Annotated in this window: 18 protein-coding genes and 1 pseudogene; 10 read left to right on the top strand and 9 right to left on the bottom strand. The window is 71.8% G+C overall.

The window, feature by feature from the left end; all coding sequences use genetic code 11:
* Positions 1-146: 146 nt before the first annotated feature.
* The 6 genes and pseudogenes from ACZ5DS_RS37160 to ACZ5DS_RS37135 form a co-directional block, all read right to left on the bottom strand.
* Positions 147-653 carry a DM13 domain-containing protein gene (locus ACZ5DS_RS37160; RefSeq protein ID WP_468247506.1) on the bottom strand — a complete coding sequence of 169 codons (507 nt, stop codon included), beginning with the start codon at positions 651-653 and terminating at the stop codon, positions 147-149.
* Between the two features lie 45 nt (positions 654-698).
* Entirely contained in the window at positions 699-1,544 is an 846-nt protein-coding gene (locus ACZ5DS_RS37155) for a hypothetical protein (protein WP_468247503.1), read from the bottom strand.
* A 68-nt stretch (positions 1,545-1,612) separates the two neighbouring features.
* A pseudogene (locus ACZ5DS_RS37150) lies at positions 1,613-1,771 on the bottom strand (flavodoxin family protein); the annotation flags it as partial.
* 243 nt (positions 1,772-2,014) lie between these two features.
* Entirely contained in the window at positions 2,015-2,599 is a 585-nt protein-coding gene (locus ACZ5DS_RS37145; protein ID WP_468247501.1) for a TetR/AcrR family transcriptional regulator, read from the bottom strand.
* A gap of 120 nt (positions 2,600-2,719) precedes the next feature.
* The gene (locus tag ACZ5DS_RS37140) at positions 2,720-3,514 is read right to left on the bottom strand and encodes an alpha/beta fold hydrolase (RefSeq protein ID WP_468247499.1); all 795 of its coding nucleotides are present in this window, start codon (positions 3,512-3,514) and stop codon (positions 2,720-2,722) included.
* Positions 3,515-3,645: 131 nt separating this feature from the next.
* Complete coding sequence (locus ACZ5DS_RS37135; RefSeq protein ID WP_468247496.1) at positions 3,646-4,545, bottom strand: SDR family NAD(P)-dependent oxidoreductase; 900 nt, start codon at positions 4,543-4,545, stop codon at positions 3,646-3,648.
* Positions 4,546-4,659: 114 nt separating this feature from the next.
* Between ACZ5DS_RS37135 and ACZ5DS_RS37130 the strand changes: the two genes are divergently transcribed.
* Positions 4,660-4,920 (top strand): SpoIIE family protein phosphatase, encoded by a 261-nt coding sequence (locus ACZ5DS_RS37130; protein ID WP_468247494.1) that lies wholly within the window; start codon positions 4,660-4,662, stop codon positions 4,918-4,920.
* Positions 4,921-4,936: 16 nt separating this feature from the next.
* On the opposite strand, the gene ACZ5DS_RS37125 is transcribed toward ACZ5DS_RS37130, so the two are convergent.
* A complete protein-coding gene (locus tag ACZ5DS_RS37125) occupies positions 4,937-5,539 on the bottom strand; it encodes a hypothetical protein (RefSeq protein ID WP_468247492.1) in 603 nt (200 codons plus the stop codon).
* Between the two features lie 369 nt (positions 5,540-5,908).
* Here ACZ5DS_RS37125 and ACZ5DS_RS37120 point away from each other — a divergent pair, with 369 nt between their 5' ends.
* The 9 genes from ACZ5DS_RS37120 to ACZ5DS_RS37080 all read left to right on the top strand — a co-directional run bounded on the left by ACZ5DS_RS37120 (position 5,909) and on the right by ACZ5DS_RS37080 (position 11,299).
* Positions 5,909-6,169, top strand: coding sequence for a hypothetical protein (locus ACZ5DS_RS37120; RefSeq protein ID WP_468247490.1), 261 nt, complete (start codon positions 5,909-5,911; stop codon positions 6,167-6,169).
* Between the two features lie 217 nt (positions 6,170-6,386).
* Positions 6,387-6,821, top strand: a complete 435-nt coding sequence (locus tag ACZ5DS_RS37115) for a DUF5994 family protein (protein ID WP_468247487.1) — start codon at positions 6,387-6,389, stop codon at positions 6,819-6,821.
* Positions 6,818-7,348, top strand: a complete 531-nt coding sequence (locus ACZ5DS_RS37110; RefSeq protein WP_468247484.1) for an STAS domain-containing protein — start codon at positions 6,818-6,820, stop codon at positions 7,346-7,348. The genes ACZ5DS_RS37115 and ACZ5DS_RS37110 overlap by 4 nt, the downstream gene beginning before the upstream one ends.
* Entirely contained in the window at positions 7,345-7,761 is a 417-nt protein-coding gene (locus ACZ5DS_RS37105; RefSeq protein WP_468247481.1) for a DUF5994 family protein, read from the top strand. Before ACZ5DS_RS37110 ends, ACZ5DS_RS37105 begins: the two co-directional genes overlap by 4 nt.
* 210 nt (positions 7,762-7,971) lie before the next feature.
* Positions 7,972-8,310, top strand: coding sequence for a MerR family transcriptional regulator (locus ACZ5DS_RS37100; protein ID WP_468247479.1), 339 nt, complete (start codon positions 7,972-7,974; stop codon positions 8,308-8,310).
* A gap of 230 nt (positions 8,311-8,540) precedes the next feature.
* A complete protein-coding gene (locus ACZ5DS_RS37095) occupies positions 8,541-8,747 on the top strand; it encodes a cold-shock protein (RefSeq protein ID WP_067116135.1) in 207 nt (68 codons plus the stop codon).
* A gap of 195 nt (positions 8,748-8,942) precedes the next feature.
* Positions 8,943-10,490: a DEAD/DEAH box helicase gene (locus tag ACZ5DS_RS37090; RefSeq protein WP_468247476.1), complete on the top strand. Its 1,548-nt coding sequence runs from the start codon at positions 8,943-8,945 to the stop codon at positions 10,488-10,490.
* Between the two features lie 79 nt (positions 10,491-10,569).
* Positions 10,570-10,977 (top strand): CBS domain-containing protein, encoded by a 408-nt coding sequence (locus tag ACZ5DS_RS37085; RefSeq protein ID WP_468247474.1) that lies wholly within the window; start codon positions 10,570-10,572, stop codon positions 10,975-10,977.
* A 34-nt stretch (positions 10,978-11,011) separates the two neighbouring features.
* Positions 11,012-11,299 (top strand): SCO5918 family protein, encoded by a 288-nt coding sequence (locus ACZ5DS_RS37080; RefSeq protein WP_468247471.1) that lies wholly within the window; start codon positions 11,012-11,014, stop codon positions 11,297-11,299.
* A gap of 54 nt (positions 11,300-11,353) precedes the next feature.
* Here ACZ5DS_RS37080 and ACZ5DS_RS37075 read toward each other — a convergent pair whose 3' ends face one another.
* A complete protein-coding gene (locus ACZ5DS_RS37075) occupies positions 11,354-13,411 on the bottom strand; it encodes a hypothetical protein (protein ID WP_468247470.1) in 2,058 nt (685 codons plus the stop codon).
* Between the two features lie 53 nt (positions 13,412-13,464).
* Positions 13,465-13,983: a hypothetical protein gene (locus ACZ5DS_RS37070; protein ID WP_468247467.1), complete on the bottom strand. Its 519-nt coding sequence runs from the start codon at positions 13,981-13,983 to the stop codon at positions 13,465-13,467.
* Positions 13,984-14,149: the final 166 nt, after the last annotated feature.

Here is a 14,149-nt window from a genome sequence, read left to right as displayed (position 1 = left end):
CGACGGGGCCGACCCTCCTCGCTAGTGTCAGGGAGAGAGACACACCCCCGCACCATCCCCCAGCCACCACAAAGAGGAGGGGGGGGGGGGGGGGGGGGGCGCCCCCCCCCCCCCCCCCCCACGCCTTTCCCGCGCGACGTGGTGGGTCAGGCGCTCTGCTTCAGCTCGGCCGCGCCGAACGACACGTTGAAGCGTTCACACCAGATCGTCACCGTGGAGAATTTCTTCAGGTCGGTGCCCGCCGGGATCGCGTAGTTCTGGTTGCCCTCGTTGCCCTTGAGGCTGCCGAGGTCGACATGCTTGCCGTCGTCGAGGTTGCCGCCGCCGTCCCGCTCGACCGGCTGGTCGCTGAGCCAGACGTGCAGGGCCGGGCCGTCGGAGGTACGCAGGTTCGTCAGGCGCAGGTTCGCCTTCCCGCCTGCGAGCGGCTGGATCTGCACCGAGCCGCTGGTGGAGTGCTCGTGGGAGATGAAGCTGCCGGACGCCAACGGCGTGGCCGCAGCTCCCTGTTGGCCGCTGGCCACGGGAGCCGCCTCATCCACGCGGTGCGTGGTGAACAGCCGCCAGGGCTGGAAGAGGTAGAGCCCGACGGCCGCCACGACGACGACGGCGGCAGTGGCGATCCAGAGGACCGGGCGCTTGGTTCGGCTCATGGGGATTTCCGTTTCTGATGGGTGTTCACGCGGGCCGTCGGTTGTTCAGCACTGCTCGGCGGGGCGCGTTCGCTCCTGTTCGGCAGTGGAGCGCCCGGCCCTCTCGCGGCGCAGCGCGTCGGTCTCGTCGCGGACGGCGTCGAGTCGGACCTCGAGCAAGCCGACCCGCTCGCGGTAGCGTTCCAGCTCGGCCCGGACGAATTCGGCGTCCGCCACCTGGCGGGCCGTCTCCTCGCGGATCGCCGCGGTCTCCTCGGCGAACTTCTCCTGCGCGGCGTCGAGCGCGCAGACGGCCATGTCCGCCGCCTCCTCGGCGAGCGCGGCGCGCTCCTCGGCGGCCAGGATGCGCTGCGCGGAGGCGCGGGTGACCGTCTCGATCCGGGCCTCGGCCGCGGCGGAGTCGGTGATGATCGCCAACTCCTCGATGTAGGCGGGCAGCTCTGAGGCGAGTCGCTCTATGAGCGCGACCAGGGAGTCGCGTGACCGGGCGTCGTGGCCGCCGTCGGCCATCGCCATCGCTGTCATGGCCGTCATCTCACTGTTCTCGGCTTCCGCCGGCGCCTGCTCGGACACGTCGGCGACGGGGGCATGTCCGGGCTGCGGGGGCACCACCTCGCCGGCCGGGACCTGCCCGGCGACCGGCGCCCTCCGCCCCCTTCGCCGCCCCTCGGCCGCCTTCTTGGCCTCGGCCGCCGCGCGCTTGTCCTCCTTGCGCTGCTGCCGCTTGGCGCGGATCTTCCGGAACGCGCCGAGCGCGTTGTGCTCGGGGTGCCCGCAGTAGCGGGGCGCCGGCCCCTGCGCGTCGGGGGCGTGCGGCTCGGGCGGCATGGTGCAGCCCGGGTAGGCACAGGTGGGGGCGGTCTCGACGGATTCGACGGACTCGACGGTCATGTTCGGCCTTTCGTCGATGTGTTGGAGGTACTGGCTGATGTGTTGGCGGTGCTCGCTGGTACTCGGGCTCAGCGGTATTCGGGATTCTCGAAGTCGAACCGGCGCCGGGCGTCCCACTGCGACCGCTGGTTGCCGTGCGCCGGAATGCCACCGGCGTCCTTGAGCAGCCGGGCCAGGTGCAACAGGTTCCCCGTCATGAACGTGGTGTTCCTGTTGGTGAAGTCGTTGGCTAATACGGGACGTTCATGGCGCAGTGCGTGGCGCCGTCCTAGGCTGCGCTCCGGGCTTTTCTTCAGCGTGCAGTTGAGGAACAGCGCACGCAGGTCGTCATGGCTCATACCCCTCAGTGCGGCGCGCGCGCCGGACGTTACAAGTGACGCTCGAACCGTTCACGCCCGCCGAGTCCGGACGAGGGGACGGGTACGGATCTGCCGGGGGACGGTCGCCCGCCCTGGGCGGTGGCGGGCCGCTCAGGTGTTCGGTGGCGTGGCGGTACGCATGCCCCCGAGCAGGGTGGCGAGGTAGCGGTGGGCGGTCTGAATGCGGTCCGCGAGGGTGCCGCCGTGGACGGTGACGGCGTGGGCGATGCCGCACATGAGGGGGACGAGGTCGGCGGCGGCGAGGTCGGGGCGGACGGCCCCGGCGTCGCGGGCCCGCTCGAGGAGCGTGGTCCCGGTCGACTGGAGCGACTTCTTGAGTTCCGTGGTGCGTGGAAGGGCGTCCGTGGTCGTGGCGGCGACCGGGGGCAGGGCGGCATCGGTGATTTGTGCTTCGACGATGCGGGACAGGAAGTCCTCCAGGGCGCGCCCGTGGTCGGTGTCGTCCAGGGCGTGCCGGCCGTGTGCGGCGAGGGCTTCCAGGCAGGGGGTGGCGACGGTCTCCAGGAGCGCCTCGGGGGTGGCGAAGTGCCGGTAGACCGTGCCGACGCCGAGTCCCGCCCGGCGTGCGACGTCGTTGAGCTGCAGTGCGGTGCCCTGGTCGACCAGGTCGCGGGCGACGGCGACGATCCGCTCCCAGTTGCGGGCGGCGTCCTTGCGCAGCGGTGTGGTCGTCATGGGGGAACAGTCCAGGTCGCTCGTCTCAAGGCAGGCTTGCCGTCCGATGATATGCGGGCGTTTCCGGGGGGACGCGCCCGCCGTGGGGGCGGGCCCGGGCAGCACGCCCCCGCGGGGCTGTCAGCGCTGGTCGCGCTGCCTGCCGAGGAAGCCGGTGATGATCTCCAGCCAGTGGTTCGGCTGCTCCAGGAAGGGCAGGTGTCCGGTGGGGAGCTCGGCGGTCTGCGCTCCGGGGATGGCCGCGGCCAGGTCGTACTGGAGGGCGGCCGGTATCAGGGTGTCGGCGGTGGTGACGACGACCAGGGTCGGGGCGGTGATCGCGGCGAGGTCGTCGCGGACGTCGGCGCGGCGGACCAGGTCGACCTGGGCTCCGGTGCCGGGCGGGAGGGCGGAGGCGGTCTGCTCGGCGGCCGCGCGCACCTGGGCGGGAGTGAGGGAGTTCAGCAACGGCGCGCTCACGGCCAGCTGGCTCAGGTACTGGGCGAGCAGGAGGTGCTGTCCGGTGTCGTAGAGCTGGTGCCAGATCGCGGCGGCCAGCTCGGTGCGGGTGTCCACGCGGGCGAAGGTCGCGCTCAGGACGAGCGCGGTGACCCGCTGCGGGTGGCGGACGGCCGCTCGGATCGCGACCGGGCCGCCGAGCGAGTATCCGCAGAGGGCGAACGTGTCCAGCCCTTCGGCGTCCGCCGCGGCGACGAGCTGGTCCGCCATGATGTCCAGCTGCAGGGGCGTGGGCGTGGTGGGGGTGTGTCCTGAGCCGGGGTAGTCGACCCCGACGACGGTGTGCTGCGCGGCGAGCCCTTCCATGATCGGCCCGTAGTTGGCGTCGATACCGCCGCCGGCGCCATGGGCGAGGAGGAGGCCGGGGCCGGTGCCGTGAACGGTGCGGGCATAGGCGGTCGGGACTGCGTTGGTCATGTCGTGTCCTCAGTCGGGTGGGGATTGGCTCGGCGGTGGTCCGGCGTGTCTCGGGGGCGGGCACGAGGGGCCGACGCGACCGCGTGACCGGTGGCCGGCCTGTCGGCGTTACGGGCGTCGAGGGCGCATGTTCACGTGTCTGCGCCCGCCGGCGTGGGTGCGTGGGCTTCGCTGAGCCGGCGCACGGCCTCGGCGAGGCGGCGGTCGGTCGCGGCGCGCAGCGGGGCGACCGGGTGGCCCTGGGGGCCGATGACCAGGCCGGTCCGGCCGGTCAGCGCGTTGTCGGTGGCGGCGACGATCGAGGGCCTGGCTGCCGCCGACGCCGGGCCGGAGGTGGAGCGCTCGAACTTGCGGCGTACCAGCGGCCACAGCAGCCGCAGTGGCGGGGAGACGATCTTCGGGTCGGTCAGGGTGCCGTTCGTCATCTCGGTGGCGGCGCCTCCGGGGTCGGCGGCGAAGACCGATACGCCCGTGCCGGCCAGCCGGGCGGCCAGGTCCAGGGTGTAGGCGAGGTTGGCGAGCTTGGCGCGGCCGTACCAGTGGAAGCCGTAGTAGCCGCCGGGCGGCTCGACGGCGTCGAACACCCGCTTGCCGACGGCAGCCGCGCCCGAGGTCACGTTCACGATCCGGCTGGGCGCCCCGGCTGTGAGGGTGGGCAGCAGCCGTTCGGTCAGCAGGTACGGCGAGAGGTGGTTGACGACGAAGGACGCCTCGACGCCGCCCAGGGTCCGGTGCTGCGGGAACATCGCTCCGACGTTGTTGACCAGCACCGTAAGCGGTTCCCCCGAGGCGGCGTGGTCGGCGGCGATCCGGTCGGCGAGCGCGCGCACCTGGTCGAGTGAGGAGAGGTCGGCGGACAGGAACTGGCCGGCGCCGTCCGGGCCCGCCTCGTTGATCCGCTTGACCGCTCTGGCCCCCCGTTCCGCGTCGCGCCCGACCACGGTGACCGCGAACCCGGCAGCGGCCAGCCCTAGCGCCGTCTCCAGGCCGATGCCCCCTGTCCCCGCCGTGACCACAGCTGTCTTCGTCATGATCTCCTCCACCCCGATAGACAATCGGATAGTTCATCCGGTTAGCCGGGACGGTAGCACACATCCGGATTAACTATCCGGTTAGGCCTCATGACACGGGCCCGTCCACACGGCTTGGACCGCCGCACCGCCCGCGCCCTGCCGCCGGGGTCCACGCTCCTGCTCTACACCGACGGCCTGATCGAAGTTCGCGGCAGCGACCTGGACAGCGGGCTCGGCCGACTGCGCCGCCATGCCCTCGCCCTCGCCCTCGTCCACGAACCGCTGGACACCCTGTGCGACCGGCTGTCGGTCCGGATGCCCCCCGGCAGCACCGACGACATCGCCCTTCTCGCCCTGCGCCTGCCCGTGCCGCTGACCGCAGCCGAGGCGTGATCCATGACGGGGTCGCTCACGTCCCCGCAGCCAGCACCAGAACGCGGAACGGACCGGGCGGCACGGCTTGGCGGGTGTCGTCTCCGGCGTACCGCCAGCCCCAGGACCGCATGGTCTCAACGGTCCTGTCGTCCCGGACGTCCACCAGCGCGACGCCGAGCGCAGCGCCGTGGTCGGCGAGCAATCGCCGCTGCAGGCGCCGGGCGAGGTTCCAGACGTGGTCCCGGTACTCCCGGCGCACGCGAGGCGGGACGACGATCCCGGAGACGACGAAGAGCCGCCCGGAGGCGGCGCAGCGGAGCAGGCTTCCCCGAACGTGTCCGTCGAAGCCCGCCCACCATGGACCCGCGCCGCCCGTGGGGAAGCCGTAGGCGTATCCGGTCAGGGTGGTGGTCTCCGCGATCAGCAGCGAGAACCCCGGCCGTCGTGCGTCGGCCGCGAGATGGCGCAGGAAGACGACACGCGCCTCGTTCCACGCCCATGGGTCGCCGCCGGACGTCTCGGCGTACAGGTCGCCCAGCTCTTGCAGACGGTCCGCGACCTGACCACGCGTCAGCGGACGGACACGTTCCGCGACCTGGGGCGACGACCTGCACTCCCTCTTCGGCGGGCCTGGCATGCGGGTACGCGGCCTGCCCCGTGCGGGCCGGAGCGCGGGGAGGGTCAAGGTCGTCGGGACGAACACCTGCGCGGTCATGACCAACCCTGCCCCGGGCGCGAACGAAGGCCGCCCCGGCGTCGTCGATCCCCGAGAACGGCACCGGTGCCTGAGGCGGTGCGCGGCGTGCCCTCGGTGTCTCCACCGTACTCCCGGCCGGGCCCGCCTCGGCGACTGTGACCGGTCATGGGACGCACGGCCACCCTTACCCGGCATACCCTTCAGAAGGGGGCCGCCGTGGAAACGCGACGCAGCCCCCGCACCGTCGCCCGGCGTTTCGGGCAGCGACCGGAATCATGATTCGTATCCGTCGCCTGCCAGGAGGTCCGTATGGAGCACAAGCCCTTGCCCTCCGAGGACCACGCCGAGGTCCGCATCGTCGCCGCGACGCCGGAGGTCGCCCGTCGTGTCGCCGAAGTGCTCCGGCGCTGCTTCGACTCGACCGAGCAGCGCAGCTACCCGGCCGGCCGCGAAGGAGGGACCCGGCTCCATCTCACCCTCGACACCGCGCACGCCGCGGAACCGGCACGGTCCTGGCTCGCGACCAGTGAATCGACAGAGCAGGCGCACGCTCACACCGACGAGGTATGAACCGGGGCGGAGCCGGACGGTTGAGCCGTCCGCTTCGCCTCGGTCAGGAGTAGCCTGACCGTACCGAGAGCTTTTCGCGCAGCGCTTCCGGCGGTGCCGTTCCCGGCGAGGGACGAAACGGGTAGTCGTCCCACGGCTCCCGGGACGGGACCGCACGATGGACCCCACCAGAACACCCGCCGAAGGCGCATCCGGTGCCGCCGCGCACACGTACCGTATGCCACTGCCCCGCCTGACCCTCACCCCTGACGTCAGCAACGGCCCGCTGGACGGGGCCTGGTGGCCGCGCTGCGACGCGCTGGAACTCGAACTTCCCTCGCTCGTCGGCTCGTTGGAGCCGGAGCCGGGGGCCGCGATACGGGTCACCGTGGACCCCGCCGGGTGGCCCGACGCCCCGCACACGGTCATGGCGCCCGGCCGGGTGATCGCCGTGGATCCGGCCGGACCCGGAAGCGACGCGCACGTCATCACCGTGGACTGCGGCACCGTGGGACGCTGGGTACTCCTGGTCGTCCCGCCCGAGGAGCCCGCCGGAACAGCCGCCCGGCTGCTGGCCGCCGCCGCCGACCCCGAGAACCCGCTGACCGCCGCGCACATGCTGATGCTCGCCGAAACGGGTCGCCCGGTGGGCGCGACCGGGGAGGCGGAATGAGGCACGGGGCCCCTCGGGAGCCCACGGCAGGGACGACCGACCTGCCTCAACCACCATACGCGCGCGAGCTGTTGCCCACCCGGCACGAAGCGCCTGCGCTCTTCGAGGAGTGCCGCATCGTCCGCGCACACGGCGAACTGGACACGTCGACCGTGGCCCCACTGGTCCGCGCCCTGGCCGAGGCCCGCGCGGCCCGGGCCGGACGACTCCTCCTGATCGTGGACCTGAGCGAGGTGACCTTCACCGACTGCAGCATCCTGACTCCCCTGTGCGAGGCGTGGGCCGACTGCCGCGCCCGGCGCGGCTGGATACGCATCGTGTACGACAACCACACGACCGACCTGGTCTTCCGCCACTCCGGCCTGCTCGACCGCTTCCCCGCCTACACGAACGCACAGGACGCCTGGGAGGGACGAACGGCCCAGGCCGCACTCCCCTTCCCCGCGAGCGCACTTCTGGGCGCCGAGGCGTACCGGCCGGCCGAGGACGACGTACCGCGCCGAACCACTCGACAGGACACCTCATGAGCGACCGACTACGACGCCCGCCACAGGCCCCGCCCCTCCTCCGCCTGTACCTCGCGCCCGAGAGCACCGTGCCACGCCGTATCGACGGGGCCTGGTGGCCGCGCACCTTCGATCTCCTGGCGGAACTGCCGCCGCTGCTCTCCGGTCTGCCCCGCGCCTGGGGCCAGATCGTCAGTGTCCTGGTGAACAGCACGGGGTGGGCCGGGGCACCGGGCCGCATCCTCGTCTGCAACCAGGTCGTCCGGCTGCGCAGGACCACCACGGAGCGCACGCCGAGCACCATCGTTCTGATGGCCCCCGCCCATGGGCGCCGGGATCTGCTGGTCGTGCCGCCGGCGGCCACCGAGCCGGCCGCCGAATCACTCATGTCCGCAGTGGGACTGACACCGGAGCAGGGCCACTTCGCGAGCTGAGTGCGCGGGTTCGACGCGCCCGGCGGCACGGGTAGGGGCAACTACGGCGGCTCGTCGGACTGCGCGTGGAAGGAGATCTGTCGTGGCGAGCCCACATCTCCGTGCCTGCCGGAGTTAGGGTTGTCGCACGACGCGGATGGCGCCGAGTACGTCGGGGGCTGGTGCCAGGAACGCCCGGGTCCCTCGCCGCGTCCCCGAAACGAAGGTGTCATGCCCGCTGAGAACGCCCCTGTCGCAGGCAGCCTCGACGATGACGACTATCCCGCCTACACCATGGGACGGGCCGCAGACGTTCTCGGCACCACCCCCGCTTTCCTCCGGGCCGTCGGCGCGACCGGGCTGATCACTCCGCTGCGTTCGGAAGGCGGTCACCGCCGGTACTCCCGCCGTCAGTTGCGCATCGCCGCCCGCGCCCGGGAACTGGTCGACCAGGGCACCCCCGTCGAGGCCGCGTGCCGCATCATCACCCTGGAGAACCAGCTCGACGACGCCCTCCGTCTGAACCGGGAAATGCGTCGGAAGTTGAACGAGCACGGCACGGATACCTAGTCCCGCCGATACAGAAATACACAGTCCAGCGGGATGAGAAATGACCGGCGATCCGGAAAGCACAGGACCGCCTGCACCCGACTCTGTGTTAACGTGATAACAGTTGCAGTTTTGGTTGCCAGAGATTTTTCTTTGCAGAGCTTTCCGGATCCTTCCGGAGGGGTGATCATCGCGGCGACTCGGCTCCGCAAAGTGCGGAGTCCGGCACTGCCCCCAAAGGGAGATTCAATATGGCATCTGGCACCGTGAAGTGGTTCAACGCGGAAAAGGGCTTCGGCTTCATCGAGCAGGACGGCGGCGGCGCTGACGTGTTCGCCCACTACTCGAACATCATCAGCAACGGTGGCTTCCGCGAGCTTCAGGAAGGCCAGAAGGTTAGCTTCGACGTCACGCAGGGTCAGAAGGGCCCGCAGGCCGAGAACATCGTTCCCGCCTGACGCTGACGCGAACGTCGCGAGCCACCGGCTCGCGCATCACATGGCTGGGGCCCGCGCTCTTGGGGTGCGGGTCCCAGCTCATTGTTTTACCCGGCTCTTCGCATTTCCCTTCGGCTCATTCTTGTGATTCCTCGTGCGCGGCGGCACGCCGCCGGCCGGAATTCCTCGATACGCCGCATCGAGGAAGGTTCCTCCATGAACCACACCCGCCAAACGGGCGGCAGTTCCGGTCGCTTCCGCACGGACAGAAGTTCCACCCGCTCGACCGGCTCCGCTCGCGGCAGCCGCTTCCGTACGCAGGAGACGGGCCGGCAAGGTCCTCGTCCGGGCGCCGGGCGAAAGAGCGCCCGGGGAGCACGCCCCACCGCACGCCGACAGGAGTTCGCCCTGCCGGTCACCCTCACCGAGCCGCTCCCCGCGGTCGAGACGTTCGCCGAACTGGACATGCCCGCACGGCTGCTGGCCGCGCTCCGCACCGAGGGCGTGACCGTTCCCTTCCCGATCCAGGCGGCCACCCTGCCGAACGCGCTGGCGGGCCGGGACGTCCTGGGCCGGGGTCGGACGGGCTCGGGCAAGACGCTCGCCTTCGGCCTGCCGGTACTGGCCCGCCTCGACGGGCAGCGGGCCCAGCCCAAACAGCCGCTCGCCCTCGTCCTCGTCCCCACCCGGGAACTCGCCCAGCAGGTCACCGACGCGCTCACCCCGTACGCCCGTGCCCTGCGCCTGCGGCTCGCCACCGTGGTGGGCGGCATGCCGATCGGCCGGCAGGCGAGTGCGCTGCGCGGCGGCGCCGAGGTCGTCGTCGCCACGCCCGGGCGTCTCAAGGACCTCATCGAGCGAGGAGCCTGCCGGCTGGACCAGGTCGCCGTCACCGTCCTGGACGAGGCCGACCAGATGGCCGACATGGGCTTCATGCCGCAGGTGACCGCGCTGCTCGGCCAAGTCCCCGCCCGTGGCCAGCGGTTGCTGTTCTCGGCCACCCTGGACCGCAACATCGACCTCCTGGTGCGCCGCTACCTCCACGACCCCGTCGTGCACTCGGTCGACCCGTCCGCGGGAGCCGTCACCACCATGGAGCACCATCTGCTGCACGTGCGCGACGCCGACAAGGACGCCGCCGCGACCGAGATCGCCGCCCGCGACGGACGCGTGATCATGTTCCTGGACACCAAGGACGCGGTGGACCGGCTCGCCACGCACCTGCTGTCCGTCGGGGTGCGCGCCTCGGCCCTGCACGGCGGCAAGTCCCAGCAGCAGCGCAACCGGACACTCGCCCAGTTCAAGGACGGCCACGTCACGGCCCTGGTGGCCACCAACGTCGCCGCCCGCGGCATCCACGTCGCGGGCCTCGACCTCGTCGTGAACGTCGACCCTCCCGGCGACCACAAGGACTACCTGCACCGCGGCGGCCGTACCGCCCGCGCCGGCGAGTCCGGCACCGTCGTCACCCTCGTCCTGCCGCACCAGCGGCGCGCCGTGGACCGTCTGATGGCCGACGCCGGCATCACTGCGGGCACCGCCCGGGTCCGTCCCGGCGAGGCCGAACTGCAGCGCATCACCGGCGCCCGGACCCCCTCCGGCATGCCCGTGACCCTCACCGCCCCGGTCGACGGACGAAGCGAGGGCAGACGCGAGGGCAAGGGATCCGCCGGCCGGAATCGCAGGGGCCGGGCCGCCGGCCACGGCGGGAGCGGCCGGACCGCCGCCCGCGCCCGTCGCTCCGCCCGGGGGAACACCCCGTAGCCCCCATACGGGGATGCACTCCCAGCAGTCAGGCAGATCCGTCGCCCGTCCCGCCCGCCCCGACGAAGAGGAGAAGCCCTTGACGCAGTATCCGTCCCGAACGCAGCAGGCCGGCAGCGCCGACGGCATCGGTCTGACCGCCCGCGACGCCATGCACGCTCCCGGGCCCCAGATCGACGACCACATGACGGTCGACGTGGCCCTGTCCGTGCTCATCGGTGCCCGCGTTCCGCACCTGCTCCTCCGGGACGAGGACGGGCTGTGCGCGGGACTGGTCACCCGGGCCCAGCTCACCGCGCACCGCGGCGGCTCGTGGTACAGCGACCGGACCCGGCTGCGGGACATCCCGCTCGACCGCGGACCGTTCACCTCGTCCGGCGCCGCACTCGGCGAGGCGGAGGCCGCCATGCGGGACCGGACCCTGGACGTGTCCCCCGTGATCGACGAACACGGCTACGCCCTGGGCATCCTCGCCCTCACGTCCTGAGCCATCACCCCCTGACCATCCTGTGGAGGCATCCATGCGCTGTGTCATCGCCCGGTTCCCCTTCGACCTGACCAAGTTCGAGGTCGAGCAGTCGATGAGCGGCATCACGCCCGAACCCGCCACCGGCGTGTGCGTGACCATCGACCGCCGTGTCTACCCCGTGATGCAGGTCGGGGAAGTGATCACCAGACAGGACCGCCGCGACTTCACCTCGGTCGAGATGCACCGGACACTGACCCGCCTCGGCTTCACCTGCCACGACGCGCGCCCGGTCACGCCGGAGTGGGACGCGCGAGCCGACGAGCCTGCGTTCGATTGGTGATGTCTTCCAGTTCGACGGCAGGTGAGACGCGGTACGTGCCTGCCACCGGAGTTCTTACGCCGAGGGCCCCCGGCCCGTCGCGACCAGTCCCCAGGCGTGGGCGAACAGCTCGGGCAGGGTGCGGGTGGGGAGAGGAAGCGGGTTCTCCAGCCGGCCGTTGTAAGAGCGTTCCACCCCGAGCAGTTGCGCCTTCCACGCCTCCATGGGCTGGTAGGGCTTGCCTGCGTGGATCCACTCGCCCGGCAGGAAGAGCTGACGGCCCGCTCGGGCGCGCTTGTCCTCGACGACCAGGCCGCGCTCGACCAGCACGGCGCCGGCCTTCTGGTGCCGGGCGGTCTTCCAGCAGTTCCACCTGCGGATGTTCCGGTCGCTGGGCGCGCGCAGGGTCAGCACCTGCAGATAGAGCGCTGCCGCGTCCTCGTCGATGCCGAGCTCGCCGACGACCTGTGCCAGCACGTCGGGCGCGGAGAGTGCCGGATTCGTCTCGTACGACCCTGTGGGCAGCGAGGCGCCCTCGATCCGCTCGACGATGCGCGCGCAGGCCGGGCCGCGCAGCCACTCGACCATCTCGACCTCGGGGTCGTAGCGGGAGTCCGCCCGGGCGGCCAGCAGCGTCCGGGAGCGGTCGTCGTCGCCGTAGAACGCCGGGCGGAAGTACAGCTCGGGCTGGGACCGCGCGCCTCTGCGGTCGACGGTGCCGTCCACGACCACGGTCAGTCCGTCGTCGACGCTCGCGACGTCCAGCGGCTCCGGGCCGACGTAGGGACGCGAGCCGAACCGGTCGTGCACATCGGCGGCCGTATGCCCCACCGTGTGGCTGAGACTTCCGGCGTCCAGCAGCAGGCCCGGGTGGTTCAACCGCTCCTGCAGCGCCCGTACGAGGCCGGGTGCTCCGGCGCGTACCGGGTCACCTGCGGGAAGCTCCGCGTAGACCCAGAAGAGGTTCGGGACGACGGCACGCAGGGTGTCCTCGAAATCGACGAGGCCCCAGCCCTCGGCGGTCGGAAAGGGTCGGAAGTCGCTGTTCCGGATCCAGGTGTCGAGGTTCGAGCCGAGACCGCGTATCGAAGCGTGGTCGGTGAACGCCGCGCAGAAGCGGCCCGCCGACAGCCGGAACGGATGCAGCTCGATGACCGCTTCGAAGGTGCGCTCCGGGACCACGGTCCGCCGGCCGTACCGCTCCCGCCACGCCTGCGCGATCCGCTCCGCCACCGCGCGCATGCCCTGCGGCTCCCACAGCTCGGCGGGGTCCTCGGGCAGTACGTCCGCCACCAGTTCGAGGCGGTCCAGCGAGCCCATCCGGCCGGGCTCGCGGACGCCGTCCTCGATCTCGGCCACCTTGAGCCGGTGGATCTTCCGCTCCCTGTCGTCCAGGTGCGGGAGACGCCCTCCGGCGAGCATCCCCGCCAGCGCGAAGGACGCCGCCGCTCTGCCCATCCCCGTGCCCTCCCTCAGCACGGCCACCGCGTCGAGGTCCCACGGCACCGGCCCGCGCTCCCGGACGAGGTCCACCAGCCGGCGCACCTGCCCGGCACTGCCCCACCCGCCGCGCGGGACATCGGTCACCTCCTCGATCGCGCCCAGGCTCGGCGGATCCGCCTCCCCCGTCCGCAGGTCGACGAACTTCCGCAGCCCGCCGGCTGCCCAGCCGACCGCGACGGCCGCCCCTCGCTCGTCCCGGACGGCCATGGGGTCGCCTTCGGCCACCCGCACCAGGCCGGTGCGCATCCTGGCCCGCGGATCGGCGAAAGGGCTGTCCGCCCAGATCTCCAGCAGCGCGAGCAGGCGCCGGCGCCGCTCATCGCGGGTGGACTCCGCGGCGGCACGCAGCGCCACGGCACCGATGCGCCCGATGAACCGTGCCCAGGACCCCTCCCCGGCCCTTCCCGGACCCTCGTCCGGCGTGGTCGGCTTCCACGTCCCGGCCAGATAACGCCCCGTCCGCTCGATACCGGCCAGCGCCCCCTTGTCGCTCCAGTACCCCGAGCCGTCCACGAGCCCGTCCAGCGCGGCCCCCACGCGGTGATCGTCCAGGGTCACCACCTCGGCCCGCGCCGTCAGCAGCTCGCCCGCCGTCATCCCGTCTCCCCGTACCGCGCTCGAACGCTCCATGGAGAGATCATGGCGTACGGGTCTGACAACGAAGGGCGGTGCCTGACCGGCCGTCACATGCGGTCGCGCTTGCTCCCGATGACGTAGGCCAGCCCCCATGCCGCTGCCGCCGCGATCACCAGGCCGAGCGGGGAGTACCAGTCGACGCCGCCGTCGGCCTCGCTGGTCCACCACGCCTTGGCCGGGAAGAACGGCTCGTCCCTCAGCATGTCCCAGACGAAGGAGGGCGTCTGAGCGTCGGCGATGATGAGCGGCAGGGAGTTGGTGTAGCCGAAGAAGGCGCCGAGCGCGGCGATGACGGCCGCGCCGATCCGGGCGCCCGCGCTGCGGTGGGCCACCAGGCCGACCAGACAGCCGACGATCGCCCCGTTGAGGAGCGCGTGGCCCAGGTAGAGGGTGTTCGCCACGATGAGCGACTGATCCTTGTACGTGGCCAGGTTGATGCCGCTGTAGATCAGCGAGACGACGACCGAGACGACGAAGCCGAGGAAGACCGCGCCCACGGAACGACCGCCGGCGTTCGGCCGCTGCTGCCCGAAGGGCGGCGCCTGGAACGGAGGTGCCGGGTGCATCGGAGGTGCCGGGTGCATCGGAGGTGCCGGGTGCATCGGGGGCGCGGGCATCGGTGCATACCCCGGCTGCGGCTGATGCGGCGGGGCGGGCTGGTTGTACGGGTTGTAGGGGTTCGGTTGCTGCTGAGGCGGCGGTGGTGGTGACTGGAACGGCGGCTGGCTCATC

The organism is Streptomyces sp. NPDC031100 (assembly GCF_055570785.1).
Note: the sequence above shows the minus strand (reverse complement) of the source record. Positions and strands in the feature narration are given on the sequence as shown.

Excerpts from the sequence above, each read along its gene's own strand:
- ACZ5DS_RS37140 (WP_468247499.1), bottom strand. The coding sequence starts at position 3,514 with ATGACCAACGCAGTCCCGACCGCCTATGCCCGCACCGTTCACGGCACC.
- ACZ5DS_RS37100 (WP_468247479.1), top strand. The coding sequence starts at position 7,972 with ATGCCCGCTGAGAACGCCCCTGTCGCAGGCAGCCTCGACGATGACGAC.
- ACZ5DS_RS37160 (WP_468247506.1), bottom strand. The coding sequence starts at position 653 with ATGAGCCGAACCAAGCGCCCGGTCCTCTGGATCGCCACTGCCGCCGTC.
- ACZ5DS_RS37135 (WP_468247496.1), bottom strand. The coding sequence starts at position 4,545 with ATGACGAAGACAGCTGTGGTCACGGCGGGGACAGGGGGCATCGGCCTG.
- ACZ5DS_RS37070 (WP_468247467.1), bottom strand. The coding sequence starts at position 13,983 with ATGCACCCGGCACCTCCGTTCCAGGCGCCGCCCTTCGGGCAGCAGCGG.
- ACZ5DS_RS37080 (WP_468247471.1), top strand. The coding sequence starts at position 11,012 with ATGCGCTGTGTCATCGCCCGGTTCCCCTTCGACCTGACCAAGTTCGAG.
- ACZ5DS_RS37105 (WP_468247481.1), top strand. The coding sequence starts at position 7,345 with ATGAGCGACCGACTACGACGCCCGCCACAGGCCCCGCCCCTCCTCCGC.
- ACZ5DS_RS37075 (WP_468247470.1), bottom strand. The coding sequence starts at position 13,411 with ATGGAGCGTTCGAGCGCGGTACGGGGAGACGGGATGACGGCGGGCGAG.
- ACZ5DS_RS37115 (WP_468247487.1), top strand. The coding sequence starts at position 6,387 with ATGCCACTGCCCCGCCTGACCCTCACCCCTGACGTCAGCAACGGCCCG.
- ACZ5DS_RS37125 (WP_468247492.1), bottom strand. The coding sequence starts at position 5,539 with ATGCCAGGCCCGCCGAAGAGGGAGTGCAGGTCGTCGCCCCAGGTCGCG.
- ACZ5DS_RS37110 (WP_468247484.1), top strand. The coding sequence starts at position 6,818 with ATGAGGCACGGGGCCCCTCGGGAGCCCACGGCAGGGACGACCGACCTG.
- ACZ5DS_RS37155 (WP_468247503.1), bottom strand. The coding sequence starts at position 1,544 with ATGACCGTCGAGTCCGTCGAATCCGTCGAGACCGCCCCCACCTGTGCC.
- ACZ5DS_RS37145 (WP_468247501.1), bottom strand. The coding sequence starts at position 2,599 with ATGACGACCACACCGCTGCGCAAGGACGCCGCCCGCAACTGGGAGCGG.
- ACZ5DS_RS37090 (WP_468247476.1), top strand. The coding sequence starts at position 8,943 with ATGAACCACACCCGCCAAACGGGCGGCAGTTCCGGTCGCTTCCGCACG.
- ACZ5DS_RS37095 (WP_067116135.1), top strand. The coding sequence starts at position 8,541 with ATGGCATCTGGCACCGTGAAGTGGTTCAACGCGGAAAAGGGCTTCGGC.
- ACZ5DS_RS37120 (WP_468247490.1), top strand. The coding sequence starts at position 5,909 with ATGGAGCACAAGCCCTTGCCCTCCGAGGACCACGCCGAGGTCCGCATC.